Source organism: Paenibacillus wenxiniae (assembly GCF_039822605.1).
Lineage (GTDB): Bacteria > Bacillota > Bacilli > Paenibacillales > Paenibacillaceae > Saccharibacillus > Saccharibacillus wenxiniae.
Map to the genome: position 1 here is coordinate 355,713 of NZ_JBCGUH010000002.1, position 21,375 is coordinate 377,087.

Here is a 21,375-nt window from a genome sequence, read left to right on the forward strand (position 1 = left end):
AATTACATATAGTGATCATAACATTGGAAATGTGGGTAAATTCCTATACAATACGATGTACATCTCACTGTTATCCGCAGAGCCGAGATCGCTTCCCAAGCACAGGTATGCAGATCAAAACGGTGCAGGAGAGAGGGGAACAAGCATGAACGAAGATTGGAAACAAGCACAGGAAGCATTACGTCAGATTACAGTGACGGGCAGTGAGAATAATGAACCCGTGGTCATATCCGGTTATGCGGAAGGGGTTCGGTGCGTCGGTATAGGAACCGATGCTGCGGTATTTACGTATGATCAGACGCCTGGTTATGCATTTAAAGTGTTCACGGAACAGTCGATTGCTAAAATTCCGGTAGAATTATCGGTTTATGAACGCTTGAAAGGGTCGACCTTTTTCCCGATTTGTTACGGACATGATGCGAATTATTTGGTGCTCAGCTATGAAGCAGGGCCAACCTTGCAGGACTGTCTGCTGCAAGGCATTGAAGTGCCCAAACAGGTAATTACCGATGTAGAAGCGGCACGCAAATATGTGCGTGGTGTCGGTTTGAATCCTCGTGATATTCATTTGAAAAATGTCATCATGCAGGATGGACGTGCCAAAGTTATCGATGTATCTGAATATGTACATGAAGGCGATGATCGACGCTGGGATCATCTCGTATGGGCATATGAGCAATTTTACGATCGGCTTTCGGGTAAAACAATCCCATCCTGGGTGCTGGATACGATTAAAAATTGGTATGCGCGCATCGGTACGATGAACAATACATTAAATGTAGAAGAACTGGCGAAAAAGGCAGGCGATCTATTTTCTAAATATATGAAGTAGGATTAGACGTACACGTTCACATGCTACTGCAAAGGCGATATGAATCGTAAAGGCATATATAGCAACATAGTTAGCTAACAAAATAGTTTACTATTCAAGCGAAAGCCCCCTGCATCGTGTACGTTTCGGTGGTGTTACCGAATCCGCACAATGTAGGGGGCTTTTATTTATTGATATTCAGGTTATTTTATCGATTTACAGCTTGCAGAAAGAAATCATTTGTTGCAATTCTTCTGCCATTGTAGACAGGTGGCGAGCAGAGGAAGCGACATCTTCCATCGTGGACAATTGTTCTTCGCTGGCAGCATTCATTTCTTGAATACCAGCCGAGCCTTCTTCACATATCGCGCTCAAATGTTCCATAGCTTCAGCAATCTGGCGCGATTTACTGTTCGTGTTATCAATTAACGAACCGGTCATATCAATACGTTCAGCCGTGCTATCAACCGATTGACGAATAGTTTCGAATGCAGTCATCACCCGTTGACTTCCTTCTACACCTGCCTGCACACTGCTAACTGATTCTTCGGCTTGCTGAACAGCGCTTTGACTTTCTCTTTGCACATCCAGTACAAGACCGGTGATAAGCGTAGAAGATTCGGCTGCACTTTCAGCCAGCTTACGAATTTCTTCTGCAACGACGGCAAAGCCACGGCCTGCTTCACCAGCACGTGCTGCTTCAATCGAAGCATTGAGTGCGAGCAGATTCGTTTGCTTAGCAATTTGCTGAATCGCAGAGGAGGCATAGCCGATTTGCTCGGACTTTTGATTCAATGTGGTCAGTACGTTCAGTGTAGAATAAATGTCGGTCGCAAGATGCTGAATACGGCTCGTAATATCTCGTACTTCACCAAGACCCTGGTCGGCATTTTGTTTCATATGCTCCGTCAATTGATTGATTTCTTTACTGGTGTTCGATACTTGCTCCATCTGGTTAGCCATTTCGTTTACAGAGTCAGTCACTTCAATAACAGTTGTCGTTTGCGAAGTAATGCCTGTTGCCAGTTCACCTGATGAAGAAGCGATATGAGCAGAAGCACGAGCGGTCTGGTCTGCACTTGCAGTTAATTCCTCCGAAGAAGCGGATAATGTCATCGCACTATCGTCTACACTTTTAATGATTTTGCGCATGCTTTCGATCAGTTTGTTAAAACCAGCCGAGACACGACCGATTTCATCACGAGCTTCATAATCGGAAAGTACAGTCAAATCCCCATCAGCTGCTTGCTGCATCAAGTGTTGGACGCGGTTTAATGGTTTGGAGATCAATGTTGTGATCCAGATTCCAACGAGCAGCGCAATGATAATACCAGCGGCGATCACAATAATCGTAATGAGTGTGGATGTGAAATACATTTGATCGGCATTTTCTTTACTTTGTGTAGCTTCTTTGATCATATTGGCACGCAGAGCATTAACGTTTTCGTTTAATGTAGTGCGATAATTTTCCAGTTCTGTATACGCAGTCTTGGCAGCGGTTATATTATCGGCACTTAGAGCATCAAGGAAGGATTGACGAGTTTGAGCAAATTGATCTGATATTTTAGTCAAATTGTTAAACAGTGTTTGATTCGCATCACTCAGTTGCATTTTTTGCAGCTCGGCATATTGTTGTTTCGTATCGGTAGCCGTTGTTTGAATATCGTCGATTAAAGCCTTTTGCTGATTCGTGTCAGTCGTATTCATCAAACGCATCAGTTTCACTGCATTGGAGCTATAGTTAATCGGAATTTGATCCATAATCATAAGCGGTTGCAGATTGTTTTGATAAATGCTGGTAGAGATATCAGACATCGTCCGAGTTGAATTCGTGCCGGTCAGTCCAACGATCGCAAGCAGCAGCAGGTTAATCATCATCAAAACAATAATTTTTGTACGAACACGGATATTTTTCATGGAGATCAGTCCTTTTCAAATAAAATTAAATTCCATTTGTTGTAATCAGTTCCTATAACAGCGATTGCATGATAGCTGAGAGCCATACATGGTAAGCAAAGAAATGGGTCAGATGAGCGCTAAAGGTTTGCATATAGAACGTATTTTTTTTTTTAGTGTCTGATCATCATCATTGATCTGTAAGGACTCTGCGCATAGTTCTTTAGGACTCTAAAAAAAGGTGATCCGTAGCTTAAGGGGAATCTTTGTAACTAATTAAATTAAGTATAAGGGCTAAATGGCTTGCAAAAAATAGGAAAATACTCTTATTTTGTCGAAAGTAATCGAAAAAAGGTATATTTAGGGAGGTAAGTTCGACATGTATTTGTCGTTGGATTAAGCTAGTCGTTGGATTAAGCTAAAGGTAGTTTGGTTAAAGCTACGGTAGGTTACGTTTATTCATGGATGAGCCATAGCTAGTAACTTAAATATGTAAATTTATGTATAAAAAAGCACGTTGCTTTGCACTAAAATAATCGATTTGGATTGAAAATTGTGTTAAAAGATTATCGATGAACGTGTTAATAGGAAAGGGATGAGTAAAAAATGACATATACATCGCATGAAATTTCTAAAAAGCATTTATATATAGGAGGAAAGTGGGAGGAAGCAGCTTCTTATGAACCGCTGTATTCTCCATACCATGAAACACGAATTGCCGATGTCGCTAACGCAAGTGTGGAAGAAACAAAACAGGCGATTGCAGCTGCCACAGAAGCGGCAAAAGTAATGAGAGAATTGCCTGCACATCAACGAGCAGGTATTTTGGAACAACTTGTGCGATTGCTGGAGGAACGGAAAGAAGAAGCGGCTCTGCTGATTGCACTGGAAGGATCGAAGCCGCTTAAAGCTGCCCGCGCCGAAGTTGCCCGTACAATTGAGACGTATAAGTTTTCAGCGGAGGAAGCAAAGCGTATTCATGGTGAAACCGTGCCTTTGGATGCGGCGGCAACGGGTGAAGGCAAGTTTGGCTATACGATCAAAGAACCTGTGGGCGTCGTTGGAGCGATCACTCCATTTAATTTTCCGATGAATCTAGTTGCTCATAAGGTAGGGCCGGCACTTGCAGCTGGCAATACCGTAGTATTGAAGCCAGCTGAACAGACACCGTTATCTTCGTTCTTATTGGCAGAGCTATTAGAACAAGCGGGTTTGCCAGCGGGCGCATTAAATGTAGTAACAGGTGACGGCAAGACGGTTGGCGATACGATTGTGACTGATGATCGCGTGAAGGCACTCTCTTTTACAGGTAGTCCTGCCGTTGGCATATCGATTCGTTCACGAGCAGGTTTGAAAAAAGTAACGCTGGAACTCGGTTCGAACTCTGGACTCATTATTGATAAGGACACGGATATACCGGCAATGATCGATCGCGCGGTAGGCGGTGCTTTTGGTAATCAGGGACAGGTCTGTATATCGGTACAGCGTATTTATGTGCATGAGGAGATTTTTGACTCGTTTGTAGAGCAATTTGTTGCTGCTACCGCAAAGTTAAAACTTGGTGATCCATTAGAGGAAGATACCGATGTAGCGGCAATGATCTCTGAAAAGGAGCAAAAGCGCGCGTTAGAATGGATTGCGGAAGCAGTGGAACAGGGAGCAGAAGTCGCGTATGGTCATGAACTGGCAGATGGCTGCTTAAAGCCGACCGTGCTGCTGCAAGTGTCGCCGCAAGCTCGCGTTGCCTGTCGCGAAGTATTTGCGCCGGTCGTGATGATTAATCGGGTACACGATATGGAGGAAGCGGTACAGGCGGTTAACGATTCGGATTATGGATTGCAAGCTGGTATTTATACGACACAGCTGGATACAGCGTTCCGAGCGATTCGTCAGTTGGAGGTCGGCGGCGTCATTGTGAATGATATTCCATCCTTCCGGGTAGACCAGATGCCGTATGGAGGCGTAAAGCAAAGTGGGATAGGTCGTGAAGGGGTGAAGTATGCGATGGAAGATATGCTGGAGACCAAATTTGTCGTATTCAATCAACCGCGATTGTAACTGACTTCCATTTTTTACAATACAGTAGCTTAAAGAAGCAATAAAACGGCAGCAAACGTCCTGATTTATTCGCGATTCCTATATAAAATAACAAATTCGCTTAAACAGTATGTAAGATAAGACTTATAGTTACGTGGGTGCGTATCTATAAGTCTTATTTGCGTTATAAAAAGCGATTTTATTTGACCATTTGTTAATTAAATGCACCTTTCATGTTAGTTATTGAGCTAATTTGAATAATTTTTCATTTTTTTAGTTAAAAGGGTATTTATTTTTTTTAGGAATCGTGATACGCTTTCTCCCGACACCAATTGTGTTCCATTAATTGCCAATTCGGCTGATGCGAGGTGAGGAAGCGCTAATAGTGAGATCGTACTTAGCAAGGGCAGGCCGCTATACATAGCTGGCAGTGCATGTGGCAAAAGCAATACGTATGTTTGGCTTCAGGATCTTTCCAGTAGTGAAGAAAGTTCCACCATTTGCATTACAAAAAAACCAAGTGAACAGGGGAGAATACTTTGAAAAAAACAGTTGGTCTTTTACTTGCAGGTAGTTTACTCGTTGGTGCTACAACGTCCGCTTTCGCAGCAGAAGCAAATGATCTGGCTCCACTCGGCGATTACACGCCAAAATTGATTACGCAAACAACAGGCATCACTGGCGCAAGCGGTGACGCTAAAGTATGGAAGTTCCTGGAGAAGCAAAAGCGTACGATCGTAAGCGATAATTCTGCTTCGGCTGATGTAAAAGATCTGTTTGAGATCACCAAACGTCAATCTGATTCTCAAACCGGTACAGAGCACTATCGTCTAAACCAGACATTCCAGGGCATTCCAGTATACGGTGCAGAGCAAACATTGCACTTTGACAAAGCGGGCAATGTATCCCTGTACATGGGTCAGGTCGTTGAAGATGTATCCACTAAGCTGGAAGCTTCCGACTCCAAACAAGCCGTAACCGAAGATGTATATGCAGCAGATACGAAAAATGATCTGGTTAAACCAGACATTAGCGCTTCCGAAGCCATCTCCATTGCTGAAAAAGATGCTGCTGCCAAAATCGGCTCTCTCGGCGAAGCACAAAAAACACCAGAAGCGAAGCTGTACATCTATGCACCTGAAGATCAAGCAGCCCGCCTGGCCTATGTAACGGAAGTCAACGTACTGGAGCCTTCTCCACTGCGTACTCGTTATTTTATCGATGCAAAGACAGGTTCGATTTTGTTCCAATATGATCTGATTGAGCATGCAACAGGTACAGGTAAAGGCGTACTGGGCGATACAAAAACATTTACTGTAGGCACATCCGGTTCTTCTTATGTACTGACAGATAGCACACGTGGCAAAGGCATCCAAACGTACACGGCTTCCAACCGTACATCGTTGCCAGGCAGCACAGTAACGAGCAGCAGCAGCACATTTAACGATCCAGCCTCTGTTGATGCGCATGCGTATGCACAAAAAGTATACGATTTCTACAAATCTAACTTCAATCGCAACAGCATCGACGGAAATGGTCTGGCGATTCGCTCCACGACACATTACTCTACACGTTATAACAACGCGTTCTGGAATGGTTCCCAGATGGTATACGGTGATGGCGACGGTTCACAATTCATTGCCTTCTCTGGCGATCTGGATGTAGTCGGCCACGAGTTGACGCACGGTGTTACCGAGTATACAGCTAATCTGGAATATTACGGTCAATCCGGCGCACTGAACGAGTCCATTTCGGATATTTTCGGTAATACAATCGAAGGTAAGAACTGGATGGTTGGTGACGCGATCTACACACCTGGCGTATCCGGCGATGCGCTTCGCTACATGGATGATCCAACAAAAGGTGGACAACCAGCACGTATGGCAGACTATAACAACACAAGCGCTGACAATGGCGGTGTGCATACAAACAGTGGTATCCCGAACAAAGCATACTACTTGCTGGCACAGGGTGGCACATTTGGCGGTGTAAATGTAACGGGTATCGGTCGCTCCCAGGCGATCCAGATCGTTTATCGTGCACTGACATACTATCTGACATCGACATCTAACTTCTCGAACTATCGTTCGGCACTTGTTCAGGCTTCTACAGATCTGTACGGTGCAAACTCTACACAAACAACAGCTGTGAAAAACTCGCTGAGCGCAGTAGGCATTAACTAATATTGATTCCTTCTTCCTGCTAAATAGCGGAGCAGTCGACGTGCATATTATGCATGCCGGCTGCTCCGCTATATTCATATAGAAAGTAGCATTATAGCGATAATTGAACAGGTGTCAATACATAGCATCCATTTTTGACCAATTGTTGAATAATGTAACGCTAAATGTTATCTGTAATCCAAAAAATATAAAAAATTGCTTTGATTTATCTAAAAAAGGGTTTATTTTCTTTAGGAATCATGATAATATTCTTCCAACACATACTAAGGTGTTACATTATTTACAACACAATGGAATAAAAGGAAGGTGAGGCATACACAGTTATAGACTGGCGGATATCTCGTACATAATCGTTGCTCTGAATCGAAACCGTGGTGTGGACGGGCTAACCAAACGATACAGACAACAGCAGCAATCGTTCTCTCAGGTACAGCTTTACCATTTCACATGAATAGGGGATAATTCTATGAAAAAAACAGCAAGTTTTTTACTCGCAGGTACATTGTTACTCAGTGCTAACACTTCCATTTTTGCAGCAGGTGCAAGTGAGCTGGCACCACTCGGCGATTACACTCCGAAAATGATCATCCAAACGAATATTAGTGGTTCTTCGAACGATGATAAAGTATGGAAGTTCCTAGAAAAACAAAAGCGTTCGCTCGTTCCTAACAGTGCATCATCTGAAAATGTAAAAGAACTGTTCGAGATCACCAAGCGTGCCCCGGATTCCCAAACAGGTACAGATCATTATCGTCTGGCTCAAACGTACAAAGGGGTTCCCATCTATGGGGCAGAACAGACACTACACTTTGACAAAGCCGGCAATGTTTCTCTCTATATGGGTAAAGTGGTAGAGGATGTGTACGGTAAGCTGAACACTGGTGAAACTAAAGTAGAAGCTCAAGTGACAGACGATGTGTACGGTACACCAAACGATACAAAAGCGATCGATGATCTGGTAACACCGAACATTAGCGCTTCACAGGCTATTCAAATTGCTGAGAAAGATGCAGCTTCCAAAATCGGCACACTCGGTGAAGAGATGAGTCCAGAGCAAGCGAAACTGTACATCTATGCACCTGAAGATCAAGATGCACGTCTCGTTTATGTGACCGAAGTGAATGTACTTGATCCAGAGCCGCTACGTACTCGCTACTTCGTAGATGCCAAATCCGGTTCGATCCTGTTCCAATATGATCTGCTGGAGCATGCAACAGGCACAGGTAAAGGCGTACTGGGCGATACGAAATCGCTATCTGTGACTCAGTCTGGCACACGTTATCTGCTGCGTGATACGACCCGTGGGGGCGGCATCGAAACGTACACGATCAATAATCGTACATCCGGCTCGCTGTCGACCGTTTCCAGCACAAGCTCGGTATTCAATGATCCAGCAGCAGTAGACGCACATGCGTATGCGGCGAAAGTATATGATTTCTACAAAAATACGTTCAACCGTAACAGTATCGATGGTGCAGGCATGAGCATTCGCTCGGTAACACACTATAGCACTAACTATAACAACGCCTTCTGGAATGGTTCGTATATGGTCTATGGTGATGGAGATGGTAAAGTGTTCACTGCCCTGTCCGGTGCGCTTGATGTGGTTGGTCACGAAATGACACACGGTGTAGTCGAGCATACAGCGAACCTTGAATATATGAATCAATCCGGTGCATTAAATGAAGCGATTGCTGATATGTTTGGTAGCGTGATTCAAGGTAAAAATGACTGGTTGATTGGCGAAGATGTGTACACACCGGGCAAATCCGGCGATGCGCTTCGCTCTATGGCTGATCCAACGCTGTATGGTGATCCAGCACATATGGACGATTATAAAAACTTGCCTAATACGGAGGCAGGCGACTATGGTGGCGTGCACACGAACAGCGGTATTCCAAACAAAGCGTTTTACCTGCTGTCCAGTGGTGGTACATTTGAAGGCGTGAACGTTAAAGGTATCGGTAACAGTCAGGCAATCGCGATCGTGTACCGTGCGCTGACACTGTATTTAACTTCAACTTCTGATTTTGCAGATTTCCGTGCAGCGATGACGCAAGCATCAACTGATCTGTATGGTGCGAGTGCAAGTCAGACTACTTCTGTGAAAAACGCATTTGATGCTGTAGGTATTTTCTAAGCCAACAGCTCGCGTTATTCATGATAACCGCTTGAGGAAAGCAGCTTTGCTCCTGTAGGCTGCGGTATAGTGGTATATGTCTCAGATCGTACAGAGAGCTGGATAAAGGATGCGTGACTTCAAGCAATCAGCACCATGTTTGTACTAAACTGTAGTAGCCACATGATGGTTTGTATAATACTCATGTTGAGTAAAAATGTTGGAAACGGACATGTAATGTTGGTTTTGGTTATCATTATATACGGACGACTGATCAATCCCCCGATCAGTCGTCTTTTTATTGTGTATATTTATGTAAATTGTTTTCAATTTGCAAATTGAGTCTTAGCAACTATTTTAGTAGGAATATATTGTTTTAAAGTTACATCGGTTGTAAAAGAAATGATAAAAAAACAGAAAACAACTATAAAAAAGGACTATATTCCCAAAAATAAATGTTGTTTTATGTCGTGAAAAATGAGCTAATTTACATATAATTTTAACTTATCAACATTATAAAATTGTTTTACAAGAAAATTTTCAAAAAAATCAACAAAAATACAAACAAAGATGCTATTATAAGCAACATAACAAAATCATTTCTCTTTGAAAACCCACAAAAAGGAGTGGAAGGCATGGAACGCGAATTAGCATTGGAAATTGTAAGAGTAACGGAAGTAGCGGCGTTGGCTTCGGCTCCCTGGATGGGACGCGGTGACAAAAACAGCGCAGATGAAGCGGCAACGCTCGCTATGAGAGCGATGTTCGACTCCGTATCCATTAATGGTACTGTCGTCATCGGTGAAGGGGAAATGGACGAAGCTCCAATGCTTTATATTGGAGAAAAGGTAGGCAGTACGCAGGCGCCTGAAGTGGATGTAGCTGTTGATCCACTGGAAGGAACGGCTATCGTAGCAAAGGGGCTGAATAATGCGTTGTCCGTTATCGCTGTGGCGGATAAAGGGAATCTGCTGCATGCGCCAGATATGTATATGGAAAAGCTGGCGGTAGGCCCTGCGCTTGTAGGCAAGCTGAGTATTGAAGACCCGGTTGATGTGACGCTGCGTAAGGCAGCAAAGGCACTCGGCAAAAAGATGGCTGATCTGACCGTTATGATTCTGGATCGTGATCGTCATGAAAGCATTATTAAAGTGCTTCGCAAAACAGGCGTGCGTATCAAATTCCTGAGTGATGGAGATGTTGCTGGCGCGATGGCACCTGCTTTTCCTGAAGCCGGCATTGATCTGTACATCGGTTCAGGTGGAGCACCTGAAGGTGTGCTTGCAGCCGCAGCTTTATCTTGCCTCGGTGGTGAAATTCAGGGCCGATTGATGCCCGCGAATGCAGATGAATTTGCACGCTGCAAAGCGATGGGCATTGAGGACCCTTATCGTGTACTGACGATGGAGGATATGATTGGTACAGATGATGTAATCTTTGCAGCAACGGGTGTAACACCGGGCGAGATTCTGGGCGGTGTTCGTTATTTGGCAGATGAGCGTGCGGAAACGCATTCGATCGTTATGCGTGCCAAAACGAAAACGATTCGTTACATTAAATCGCTCCATTACTTGCCTAATAAGGAAGTCGTGCACAAAGTGCAGAAGATCCAAGCATCCGGTTCACCGGAAGAACGCCGTTCCGCTGCGATCGACTCGGTACAGGCAAAGTCGAAGCCAGTCGCTGTAAAACAAGCATGAGTGTTTTGAGATAGGCAGCCACTTGATTTTACGAGTAGCCCTGTGACTGCTTGAAATATAAACTAAATGATTGATGCTACAGATGCTTCATGATTGATGCTACAGATGCTTCATAACGATTAATTATTCATGACCATTAATTAGTGATCATGATAGTGATCATGAGTGTGCATATAGCACTTCACTACGGGACAGAAATAAGGGGAAAGCACGACTTTTGAGCACGAAAATCTATAAATATTTTCCATTCCGTAGATTCCTATGCGATACGGAATTCCTGAAGCAGCGCTGAATGCTCCAGCTAAGCTGTCTCCAGCGATTTCCTATACAATATGGAAGTTCTGAAGCCCTCCCCCTTATTCTTTGCCGAAGTAGTGTTTGTCCCAGTAAAAACCGTTTACGCCTACGTTCTATAGGCAATGATCTAAATTTTGAACAACTACTAATGAATAATATCATCCCTCGTAGTGATTGATCGGTGTTCTCTCCATTCTACCGTGATCGGGTCTCCCCCCTATCGTAGTAGCCGACAAGGGAGCATCGCCTTATGCTTGATGGAGAGCACTGTTAATCTATATTGTATGACCTCCGCATTGGACAGTCCGTTAAGGGCTGTCTCTTTTTTTATAAATGAATAGCGATAGTTTGAACTGCATTGCAAAATGGGCTACGATAGGGAGACATCGCTTTATAGGAAAATGTAGATAACGATAAGCTTCTGTATGGATATGATGCCTAATACTATATTATGAATAGGCAGCAAACGAGCCGAAGGAGGAACTTATGATCATTGGAGTCGTATCAGATACCCATTTACTCAGTCATCGGTTAGCCCTTCCGAAGACATTGATCGAGGGACTGGCGGATGCTGAACTTATTATTCATGCAGGTGATTTTTGTGATTGGGGTGTGCATGAACGGCTAGAGCAACTGGCGCCTGTTGAAGCGGTAGCAGGCAACAATGATCCGAGCGACATTGTGAAGCGATTGGGACAGCGCAAGCTCATTACAGCTGGCGGCAAGCGAATTGGGATCGTTCATGGTGATGGAGGATTTCGAGGAAGTACGCCAGACCGGGCTTTTCAATCTTTTGAACCGGATGAAGTGGATGTGATTGTATTTGGTCATTCCCATGTTCCTTTTGCAGAGGAGCGTCAGGGCGTATTACTATTCAATCCTGGCTCGCCTACAGACAAACGAATGCAGCCACGCTATTCCTATGGCAAGTTGTTTATTGAAGCAGATCAGATTCGTTACGAACACTACTTTTTTGATAAAGAACGTAGCAACGGCTAATTAATGAATAAGAAATAAAAACGGTATAAGATCATAATGATGATCCATACGATTGTTGTCGGTATACTATAAAGTAAGCCACTATAAATCGCTATGAAGTAAGCTACTATGAATCAGTCTATAGACTGGGCAAGTACCGTCTGTGAACTGGAGAAGCAACTCCATACAGGAATTGTATGATAAATGGAAATGAGCATAGGTCAGTATGGAATTCGCAAACTGGCGTTAGAGTACCAGCAGGGATTGTTTTTTCAACCAATTATAGGAAGATATCGATATTATTGGTTTGAGGAAAAGGATCATCTATCGCGGGTACTCTATTTTTTATGAATTTTTAAGATTGTTATGGGCTATTCTTAATGTTGTTCATACAAAATACATATACATCTTATTTAATAGAGCCATCAGATCTGTAATCTGTAGGTTATCGTTATTACGATCTGAACACCGCTAACCGGTTATGGCGGATAGGCTCTATTCTACATAGCCGATCACGTACAGGATGCGTCAGATCATCCAATTATGATTTGGGAGGAAGTTCAATGGAATCCAACACCACTACTGTATCTCGTTCAAGGGTAGATATTCCCTTAATCCTCATTTTGCTGCTTTCTGCCTTTTTGAATATATGGCACATATGGCATAATGGTAACGCTAATTCCTACTATACGGCTGCCGTGACGAGTATGCTTCAAAGCTTTCACAATTTTTTCTATGCTTCATTTGATCCTGCGGGCTTTGTTACGATTGATAAGCCGCCTGTAGCTTTCTGGTTGCAAACATGGTTTGCGGCTATATTTGGTGTGCACGGCTGGAGCGTCACTTTACCTGCTGCACTGGCAGGTGTAGGCTCGGTTGGCTTGATCTATCTCATTATGAAGCCCACTTTTGGCATCCAGACGGCAAGGGTTGCCGCACTTTTTATGGCACTCACACCGGTTGCTGTAGCTGTACAACGCTCGAACAATGTGGATGGCTTACTCGTATTCACATTGCTGCTCGCAACATGGATGCTGCTCAAAGGCATTCGTTTACACAAAATCGGCTGGATCTTGGGCGCCTTTGCGATGATTGGCGTCGCCTTTAATGAAAAGATGCTACAGGCGTATATGATTTTGCCAGCGATGTATGTGTTTTATCTGATTGCCTTTAAAGTGAATTGGAAAAAGAAGTTGTCTGTACTAGTACTGAGTACGGTCATACTGGCAGGTGTATCGTTATCCTGGCCTGTGATCGTGGACAGCGTTCCAGCCAGTCAGCGCCCTTATATTGGTAGTAGCCAGACGAATTCTGTGCTGGAGCTGGCATTTGGTTACAACGGTTTAAGCCGTTTGACTGGAGAAACGCAAACAGGCGGCATGGGCGGTGGTGGCGGTATGCCACCAGGTATGAACAATGCTCCAGCGAATACAAGCACTACATCTGCCAGCAACACATCCGCAGGAAGTGCGGTAGCGAATCCGATTAGCGCAGGGATGATGCAGGGAGGCTTATTACAACCTTCAGATAACGGTGGCGATGTACAACGTCGTACCGGCGGGATGTTCAATACCGGTAATGCAGGGCCATTGCGTCTGTTCCAAAAAGCATTGTCTGGACAAGCAAGTCTGTTGTTGCCGTTTGCGATTATATCGTTGATTGCGCTGTTTGCTCGTTTGCGTAGAGGGAACTGGCGCGAACGGAAGTATACGGAAATCGTATTCTGGCTGTTATGGCTCATTCCGGTCGGTACATTTTTTAGTATCGCCAACTTTTTCCATCAATATTATTTAATTATGCTTGCGCCGCCAGTCGCTGCGATTGCTGCTGCTGGGCTACTTGCACAATGGCGATATTACCGGCAGGGTAAAGGCTGGCTAGTCTGGTTGTTGCCTGTGAATGTGGCTGCGACAACGGCATTCCAACTGTATGTGATCTATCCGTATCGTCATGAAATTGCTTCATTCTGGTTTTATTTGATCGCAGGGCTGGGTGCATTGATTACAGTCGGACTGTTGATTGGCACTCGGGTACAGACGATGAGTCGTGGCAAGGCTTATATCGTATCGGCAGCTGTGGGCGCATTGCTACTGACACCACTCTACTGGTCATCGTTCCCATTGGTGAATCCATCCAGCAATATTGCCCTACCGTATGGAGGACCGATTACGGAAATGGGCTTTGGCGGAGGTGCAAGGCCGGGTGATCGAGATGCGCAGTTAACGGCAACGCATCGTGATACGTCTGCGAATCCGGGGACGGGGAATGCTAGTGGAGGAACAGGAACGTCTGCGCAGGGAGCAGCCGATGATGCGATGAACGGCAATGCACCATCAGCAGGCGGCCAGACATCAGGCACCTCACGCACGCGTTCAAAAGGCGGCATGGGATTAGCTGATTCAGTCAATGAGAAGCTACTTCAGTATGTAACAGCAAACAATCATGGCGAGAAATACCTGTTTGCTGTAAGCAATGCGAACTCGGCTTCCGCTTATATTATCCGAACAGGCAAAGCGGTAATGGCGATGGGCGGATACAATGGCAATGATCCGATCTTAACTGTAGATAAGCTAAAAACACTCATCCGCAATGGAGAGGTAAAATATTTCCTATTAAATAATATCGGACGCGGCGGTTCCACGGAAGTGACACAATGGATTAAAGAGCATGGAAAAGAGGTGCCTTCTTCTGAATGGCAAGAAAGCTCAAGCTCTGCTATTCAAAATGCCCTAACAACCGACGCGCAGGGCGCAACGTCTACAGATTCAAAGACGAAAGATCGTAGCGGTATGATGAATTCGTCCCGAGATGAAGCTGGATTTGGTGGTCTAGGTATGATGACCAGCACATTGTACGAAATTACACCTGACGATATTACGGAGTAATATGTCCAACAATCATCTTATATTTTCCCGATTATTCATTAAATAAATATCGAATACATCTGATCCTGTCATTGTTTAAAAATGGCAGGATTTTGTTTATAAACGAGCATTTCAAGCAGAATACAGGGAGAAACAAAGCAGTTCCCGTTTCAATGAGAGCCACTAGTTTACATATTAACGTATAAGCATCATTATGCGGGATGCTCATATGAATCTAGCCAGAGGGGGCTATACGATGATTGATAGCAATACGTATTACGATTGTATTATTGTAGGTGGAGGCATTGCCGGACTTCAGGCAGCGCTCCAGCTTGGACGATATTCAGCACATCGTGTGCTGGTCATTGATGCAGGTGTAGGACGCTCAACGCTATGTCAAAACTATGGCAATCTGCTTGGTTTTCCAGACGGGGTGTCTGGTGAGGAACTACGGGAGATGGGCAGACAGCAATCCGAGCCACTTGGAATCGAGTTTCACGAGGATCGTATCCTGGAAGCACAGCAGAAGGATGATCATTTTTTGTTAAAAGGCGCCGAGGGAGAGAGTTATCGCGCACGTACCCTGCTATTAGCAACTGGCTTGATTGATCGCTTCCCCAGATTGCCGGGACTGCGTGAGACGCTCGGATTCAGTGTATATGTATGCCCGGATTGTGACGGATACGAGATTTAAGGCCGTCGCACGGTCGTGATTGGCGCAGGTGAAGCAGGCGCGCAGATGGCACTCATTTTGACACCGCGTACCGATCAGCTGCTGTACATTAATCATGAAGGTAAACCGTTCAAGTCGGAAACGATGCAGAAACTACAGGAACATGGAATTGAATATATCGATTCTCCTGTTCGCAGTGTAAGTCATGGCAGCGGTGGCATGCTGGAAGCTGTTCAATTGGAAAATGGTCGATCGATTGCTGCTGAACGCGGTTTTATTGCATTCGGCGGCAATCATGTGAACTCCGAGCTGGCTGAGCAGTTAGGCGTGGAAACCCTACACAATCATCATATTGAAACCAATCCACGTTCCAAAATGACCAATATTGAAAATGTGTGGGTGGCGGGTGATCTAGCAGCCCATTCGGAACAGGCGAATATTGCGATGGGCGAGGGAGCACAGGCAGCGATCTGGATTCATAAAACGCTCTCCAAGCTGAAAAGTCCGGCAGCCGTGCGCTCCGGAAATTAAGTTGTATCCATAAGCTGAAGTTCATACGAAAGGATAGCTGGAGTGCACGTAAAAAAGCAGCTATTCTGCTTTGTTTTGGTACAGTGCTTATGGTATGATGTTGACGATATACTAATTTGTTGCCAGGTGGGATGCAATTGAGTTTCCATCCTAAAAAGGGGTTTAAACTTGTAACTATTGTTAGCTTTATTATTGTTGTATCCATTGTACTCACGATGCTGATTTCTATTCATTCTTCGTATAGTGTCAGCAGGCAATCCCTGGTCGATAACTATCTGAGCGGCAATTATGATCGCGCTATGGATCTATCTTCAGCTACGGGTGATTTGCTCGTTCGTATTCAGAATAGCGTCAATTCGATGGCGTCAATCTGGCAGCGTAATGAAACTATGGACCCAGCGCTTTTAAATGATCTGTATGCAACACATCATGAATATTTTGAGTCTATCAGTATTGTTCGGAAGGATCATACACTGATCGAAATCGCCCCATCCAATAAGAAAGCATTACAGGTGGGGACGAATGTGGATAGTCTGATTGTACGCTCGGTGATGAAGCTGAGAGAGCCGGTTATAACGGACCCTTTTATCGGTAAGACGGGCAATTTGCTCATTTTGGTGACAAGTCCGCTGTTTGATAAAAACAATAACTATTACGGTTATATCGGTGGAACGATTTATTTACACAACTCGAATATTTTACAGCTTATCTTACAGCAAAAATACGAGTCAAATGGCTCGTATATATTTGCAGTGGATGCCAAAGGCAATGTTATTTTCCATCCCGATGCGACGATGATTGGGAAAAATATCGCTTCTAACGATGCCGTATGGAAAGTGATTGCAGGTTTGAACGGTTCGATTGAATATACAGACAATAATGGAAAACAGTTTTATGCAGGTTACGCATACAATATGAGTTCGGGTTGGGGCATCGTGTCTCAGACACCGGCAGATATTGTGAATGAGCCGCTTAACAATTTATTGGAGAGTAGCATTTTACAGTCGCTACCGTTGTTGTTTATTACACTAGCAGCCGGGTGGATATTAACTTATCTAGTCGTTCGACCGCTCCATATGCTCGCTGAGTATTCTAACCGTATGCTCAAAGAGTGGAGTATGGATGATATGCCTCCGATTCGCTCGGCCACGTATGAGATCAAGTTGCTGTATTCCAGTCTGCGAATGACAGCCAGACAGATGCAAAAATATATTCGCAAGCTGCATACAGAGACGGCATTGGATGGTTTAACCGGACTTGCTAATCGCCGTAATTTCGATGCTACGCTGGAAGCCTGGTGTCTGGAGGAAGAACCATTTTCGATGATTATGCTGGATATTGACCATTTTAAGCTCGTTAATGATACGTATGGTCATCCGATGGGCGATCAGGTCATTCAATTTCTAGCAGCAACGATGCGTAATGTATCGCGTGAAGGCGATTTATGTTTTCGCTATGGAGGAGAAGAACTTGGCATCCTGCTGCGTGGTGCGAATAAGGAGCGAGCTTATCGCGTGGCAGAGCGTTTGCGTCATATTGTGAGCAATACGCCAAGCCCATCGGGAGAGCGGATCACGATCTCGCTCGGTATTATTGGCTTTCCAGAGCAAGGCACGATGCCTGAAGAGTTGATCGCTAAGGCGGATGAAGCGCTCTATACTTCCAAGCGAGAAGGACGTAATCGCACGACTGTCTATGCAGAGCGTGTACTGGCAGCCGATTGATCGGAACAACAATAACTATCATGTTAGAAGGTAGGACAAGCTGTATTGGAACGATGTGCATCGTATGCCATCATTCCGATACGGCTTTTTCGATCGTTTAAAGGATATGGATTATAGGGCAATGTAGGATTGAGAACGTTATCATATGGTGAATGGGAGTATACAACGAATCATCTGCTATACGCTGAGATTGGCACTGTTGAACTAGCTATATCCGTGTACTTTGTGACATAAGTTGGAAATTTTTGAAATGATTTTGGTAAAAGTAGTTAGTATAGACGGAAGGCTGGGTAAATAATATCTGGGAACGTCGATATACAATTTGAAAGTTAAGCTGGGAGCGTAAGTGTGCTGGGCTACATAGTTGTGGCATTGCCGCTTCACGATCTTCGGTCTGACGGAGCCGAAATGGATATCATTGTCCGCTGCATGGGTAGTTTTGCCCGGTCACAGGGACGCATACCAGAACGGCAAGCTTGCGTGAACTCATCCTTATATGGATAAACAATCAATATAGCAAAATAAGGAGAGTAGATGGCAATTACTGTGCTTTTTAATTATACAGTAAACGCAAATTGTTATGTAAACCTCGTTTTAGTGTATATCGATCTCTCATAACAACAAATAAACAACATCATTGGAGGGAATATGTATGACGAAAAAATCGACTTTTAAAAAACCAGTTTGTGTACTTGCTTCTATGACATTTGCGGCATCGCTTTTGCTTCCTGGCGCAGCGTTTGCTGAGGAAAATACAGATACAACCGGCAGCTTTACGTTGAACAGCAACACCTATCTGGCGAATACAGGTTGGGCGGGTAGCACAGGCAGTATGACGTCTTCCGATCAAAGCATGACAAACGGACAATCGATTTTTTATGATAATGCGAACTCCTTTGGATATAAATGGGCTTACCCAGCTGATGCAACAGGACTTCAATCCTCACCGGCAATCTCGTATGGCTGGCATTGGACAAATGGATATGAAGGAGCAGGCAATATGCCAGTCGATGTGTTCCGTGATAACTCACGCAGCAATACATCCAGCCGCAGCACGCAAATGAAAAACATTGATACTTCAGTTGCGTATTCTACAGCGGATGTAACTGGTGATTATGCTACAGGCTATACGCTCTATATTCATAATACGCAGAAAGCAGGCATGGAAACATCACCAAAAGCAACGATTAAAGTGATCACATCCACTTCGGCGAATCCAGCAATGACCGAAGATACCGACATGATGGATGCTTCGGATATGTCGAATCGTACTGAAACAAGTACAGGCACCAATGTATTTAGCGGTAACGCAGGGATGGCTTCTAGTGATACTAGCATTATGATGGATAGCGATATGGGTGCATGGGGACAATGGATCGATATGGTAAGTATCGGTGGCTCGAACTGGAACGTATATCGTAGCACAAGTAATAGCGATAACACCGTAACCTCTTCCAATATGAACGATAACGTAACCTATACTTTTGTAAGAACAGCGAATACCGATATGATCTCACTGAATCTGACTGATTTTGTGAAAAACTTGCTGGATCGCAATGAGCTGATGACGACAGGCGATTATATTAGCGGTGTAACATTCGGTACAGACGTGATGAGCGGCAGTGGTAAGCTGACGGTTACCAACTGGAATATCAACGTACAATAACGATTCGCGTTACATTGTGTTCATACGCTAACGATTAACGATACAGGAAAACTCAACAAGACAAAAAAGCTGCCGCCACAAGATGCGAGTAGCTTTTTTGTTGTATTTCTAGGAGCTTGACCCTGTTCTCTATGTGTATATAGCATGCTCGTCACCGTTATATGATCGAGCTGATCGTCAGACTAGGCAGGAAAGAGATGATCCAGATCCGGCAAATTGCCAGCTGGCATCGGATAGCTAAACCAGTATCCTTGAAATTCGGTATATCCTAGTTCTACCAGTCGATCCCATTGCTCTTGATCTTCAATTCCTTCTGCTACTACTTGTAAATTCAGCGCTTCAGCCATCGTGATCAACGCTTTGAGCACAGGCGGGTTCATCTGAGTTACAAATGACCGATCAATTTTAATTTTGTCGATCGGTAGCCTGGTGAGCATGCTTAGTGAAGAATAGCCGGTACCAAAATCGTCCAGTGAAATGGTATAGCCTTGCTCGCGTAATTTGAGCAGGGAAGATTGTTCTTCAACGGCATTACTTGTCGCTACGCTCTCGGTAATTTCCAGATCAATATAGCTAGCATCCACCTGTTCTTCCAGCAATATTTGATTTAAGCGGTAAATGAAATCTGGATCATCCAGCTGAATTCTGGAAATATTGACTGCAATGCGAATTCCATTGCCATATTTACGTTGAAGTAATGGCAGATCACGGCATACTTGACGAATCACCCAGTCGCCGATCGGGATGATCAAACCTGTTTCTTCCGCTACAGGTATAAATTCAGCAGGCGATACAAGCTGCTCATGATTTTTGTACCAGCGCAGCAATGCTTCAACAACAACGACCCGATGCTTCTGTGTGCTATAAATAGGCTGGTATAACAGCTGTAGTTCATTTCTTTCCACACAATGGTTAAGCGCCAGTTCATGATGAAATCGTACAATTTGTTCATAACGAAGCGAAGTATCAAAGATATGATAGCGACTGCGTCCTTGTCCTTTGGCATAATGAAGTGCAATGTCGGCGTGACGTAGCGCGGTCTGAGTGTTCATTCCCTGTGTTAATGGAGCGATACCGATACTGGCTGTAATTTTGACTTCGCGATCCTTTAGGGTAAATGTACCACCAAGTGCTCGTAGCATCATTTGAGCCGTCTGGTAGGCGGATCGATCACTTTTCTGACAGACCATAAGAAATTCATCACTGCCCAGCCGGCAAATGATTTCTCCATCGTTGAACTGCTGTTTAATTCGCGCAGCAGCTTGAATGAGCAGTGCATCTCCGCTTTCGTGTCCCATCATATCATTGATACTTTTGAAATTATCGATATTCAGCAAAAACAATGTCCCTTTGTTAATCGCATACTCATACAGGAAACGCCGATTAAACAAATGCGTTAATTCGTCATAGTATGCGTAAAATTTCAGTTTCTCTTCGTACCGGCTCCGTTCGGTATAATCCCGCGTAACACAGATCAGATGCGTAATGCGCTGATCAGGTCCACGCAGGGGTGAAATAATGCTTTCTCCGCTCAAATTCCCGTTGGGCAGCACGTTCCCGTCCTCAAAGCGTGTGCTTTGCCCGGCGGATAAAGCTTTCATATACTTATTGTGCAAATAATGTGCCATTTCCGGTTCATTTGCAAAGCATTCAAAAAATGTTTTTCCCAAATCTTCTGCGCTTACACCACTGAATTTTGCAGCCGAACGATTCACATAACTGTAATAAAATTGCTCATTATGCACTCGCATAATGTACACAAAATCTTCGATCGCATCCAGAGCCAGAGCAAGAAGCGGAGGTATTTCATTCATATCATTATCCATGCATTCCACTCCCTCAACCATGCTTTCACACTAGTGTTTATGTTTTGATTTAAAAAAATTTAAACTATAT

General features: G+C 44.2%; 11 protein-coding genes and 1 pseudogene. 10 read left to right on the plus strand and 2 right to left on the minus strand.

What is annotated here, in order from left to right; genetic code table 11:
• The first annotated feature begins 145 nt into the window (after positions 1-145).
• Positions 146-832, plus strand: a complete 687-nt coding sequence (locus AAHF22_RS04605; protein WP_347323789.1) for a serine/threonine protein kinase — start codon at positions 146-148, stop codon at positions 830-832.
• A 195-nt stretch (positions 833-1,027) separates the two neighbouring features.
• On the opposite strand, the gene AAHF22_RS04610 is transcribed toward AAHF22_RS04605, so the two are convergent.
• Positions 1,028-2,728 (minus strand): methyl-accepting chemotaxis protein, encoded by a 1,701-nt coding sequence (locus tag AAHF22_RS04610; protein ID WP_347323790.1) that lies wholly within the window; start codon positions 2,726-2,728, stop codon positions 1,028-1,030.
• A 585-nt stretch (positions 2,729-3,313) separates the two neighbouring features.
• On the opposite strand from AAHF22_RS04610, the gene AAHF22_RS04615 reads away from it, so the two are divergent.
• The 9 genes and pseudogenes from AAHF22_RS04615 (at position 3,314) to AAHF22_RS04655 (ending at position 19,479) form a co-directional block, all read left to right on the plus strand.
• The gene (locus tag AAHF22_RS04615) at positions 3,314-4,765 is read left to right on the plus strand and encodes an aldehyde dehydrogenase family protein (RefSeq protein ID WP_347323791.1); all 1,452 of its coding nucleotides are present in this window, start codon (positions 3,314-3,316) and stop codon (positions 4,763-4,765) included.
• A gap of 518 nt (positions 4,766-5,283) precedes the next feature.
• Positions 5,284-6,927 (plus strand): M4 family metallopeptidase, encoded by a 1,644-nt coding sequence (locus AAHF22_RS04620; RefSeq protein WP_347323792.1) that lies wholly within the window; start codon positions 5,284-5,286, stop codon positions 6,925-6,927.
• Positions 6,928-7,393: 466 nt separating this feature from the next.
• Positions 7,394-9,067 carry a M4 family metallopeptidase gene (locus AAHF22_RS04625; RefSeq protein WP_347323793.1) on the plus strand — a complete coding sequence of 558 codons (1,674 nt, stop codon included), beginning with the start codon at positions 7,394-7,396 and terminating at the stop codon, positions 9,065-9,067.
• A 614-nt stretch (positions 9,068-9,681) separates the two neighbouring features.
• A complete protein-coding gene (gene glpX / locus AAHF22_RS04630) occupies positions 9,682-10,746 on the plus strand; it encodes a class II fructose-bisphosphatase (RefSeq protein WP_347323794.1) in 1,065 nt (354 codons plus the stop codon).
• A 783-nt stretch (positions 10,747-11,529) separates the two neighbouring features.
• Positions 11,530-12,042 carry a metallophosphoesterase family protein gene (locus tag AAHF22_RS04635; protein WP_347323795.1) on the plus strand — a complete coding sequence of 171 codons (513 nt, stop codon included), beginning with the start codon at positions 11,530-11,532 and terminating at the stop codon, positions 12,040-12,042.
• A gap of 542 nt (positions 12,043-12,584) precedes the next feature.
• On the plus strand, positions 12,585-14,906 hold the full coding sequence (locus AAHF22_RS04640; RefSeq protein ID WP_347323796.1) for a glycosyltransferase family 39 protein: 2,322 nt from the start codon (positions 12,585-12,587) through the stop codon (positions 14,904-14,906).
• Positions 14,907-15,141: 235 nt separating this feature from the next.
• Positions 15,142-16,089 (plus strand): annotated as a pseudogene (locus tag AAHF22_RS04645) (NAD(P)/FAD-dependent oxidoreductase).
• A gap of 137 nt (positions 16,090-16,226) precedes the next feature.
• On the plus strand, positions 16,227-17,813 hold the full coding sequence (locus tag AAHF22_RS04650) for a sensor domain-containing diguanylate cyclase (RefSeq protein ID WP_347323797.1): 1,587 nt from the start codon (positions 16,227-16,229) through the stop codon (positions 17,811-17,813).
• Between the two features lie 652 nt (positions 17,814-18,465).
• Positions 18,466-19,479, plus strand: coding sequence for a hypothetical protein (locus AAHF22_RS04655; protein WP_347323798.1), 1,014 nt, complete (start codon positions 18,466-18,468; stop codon positions 19,477-19,479).
• 182 nt (positions 19,480-19,661) lie between these two features.
• On the opposite strand, the gene AAHF22_RS04660 is transcribed toward AAHF22_RS04655, so the two are convergent.
• Positions 19,662-21,305: a putative bifunctional diguanylate cyclase/phosphodiesterase gene (locus AAHF22_RS04660; protein WP_347323799.1), complete on the minus strand. Its 1,644-nt coding sequence runs from the start codon at positions 21,303-21,305 to the stop codon at positions 19,662-19,664.
• Between the last annotated feature and the right edge of the window lie 70 nt (positions 21,306-21,375).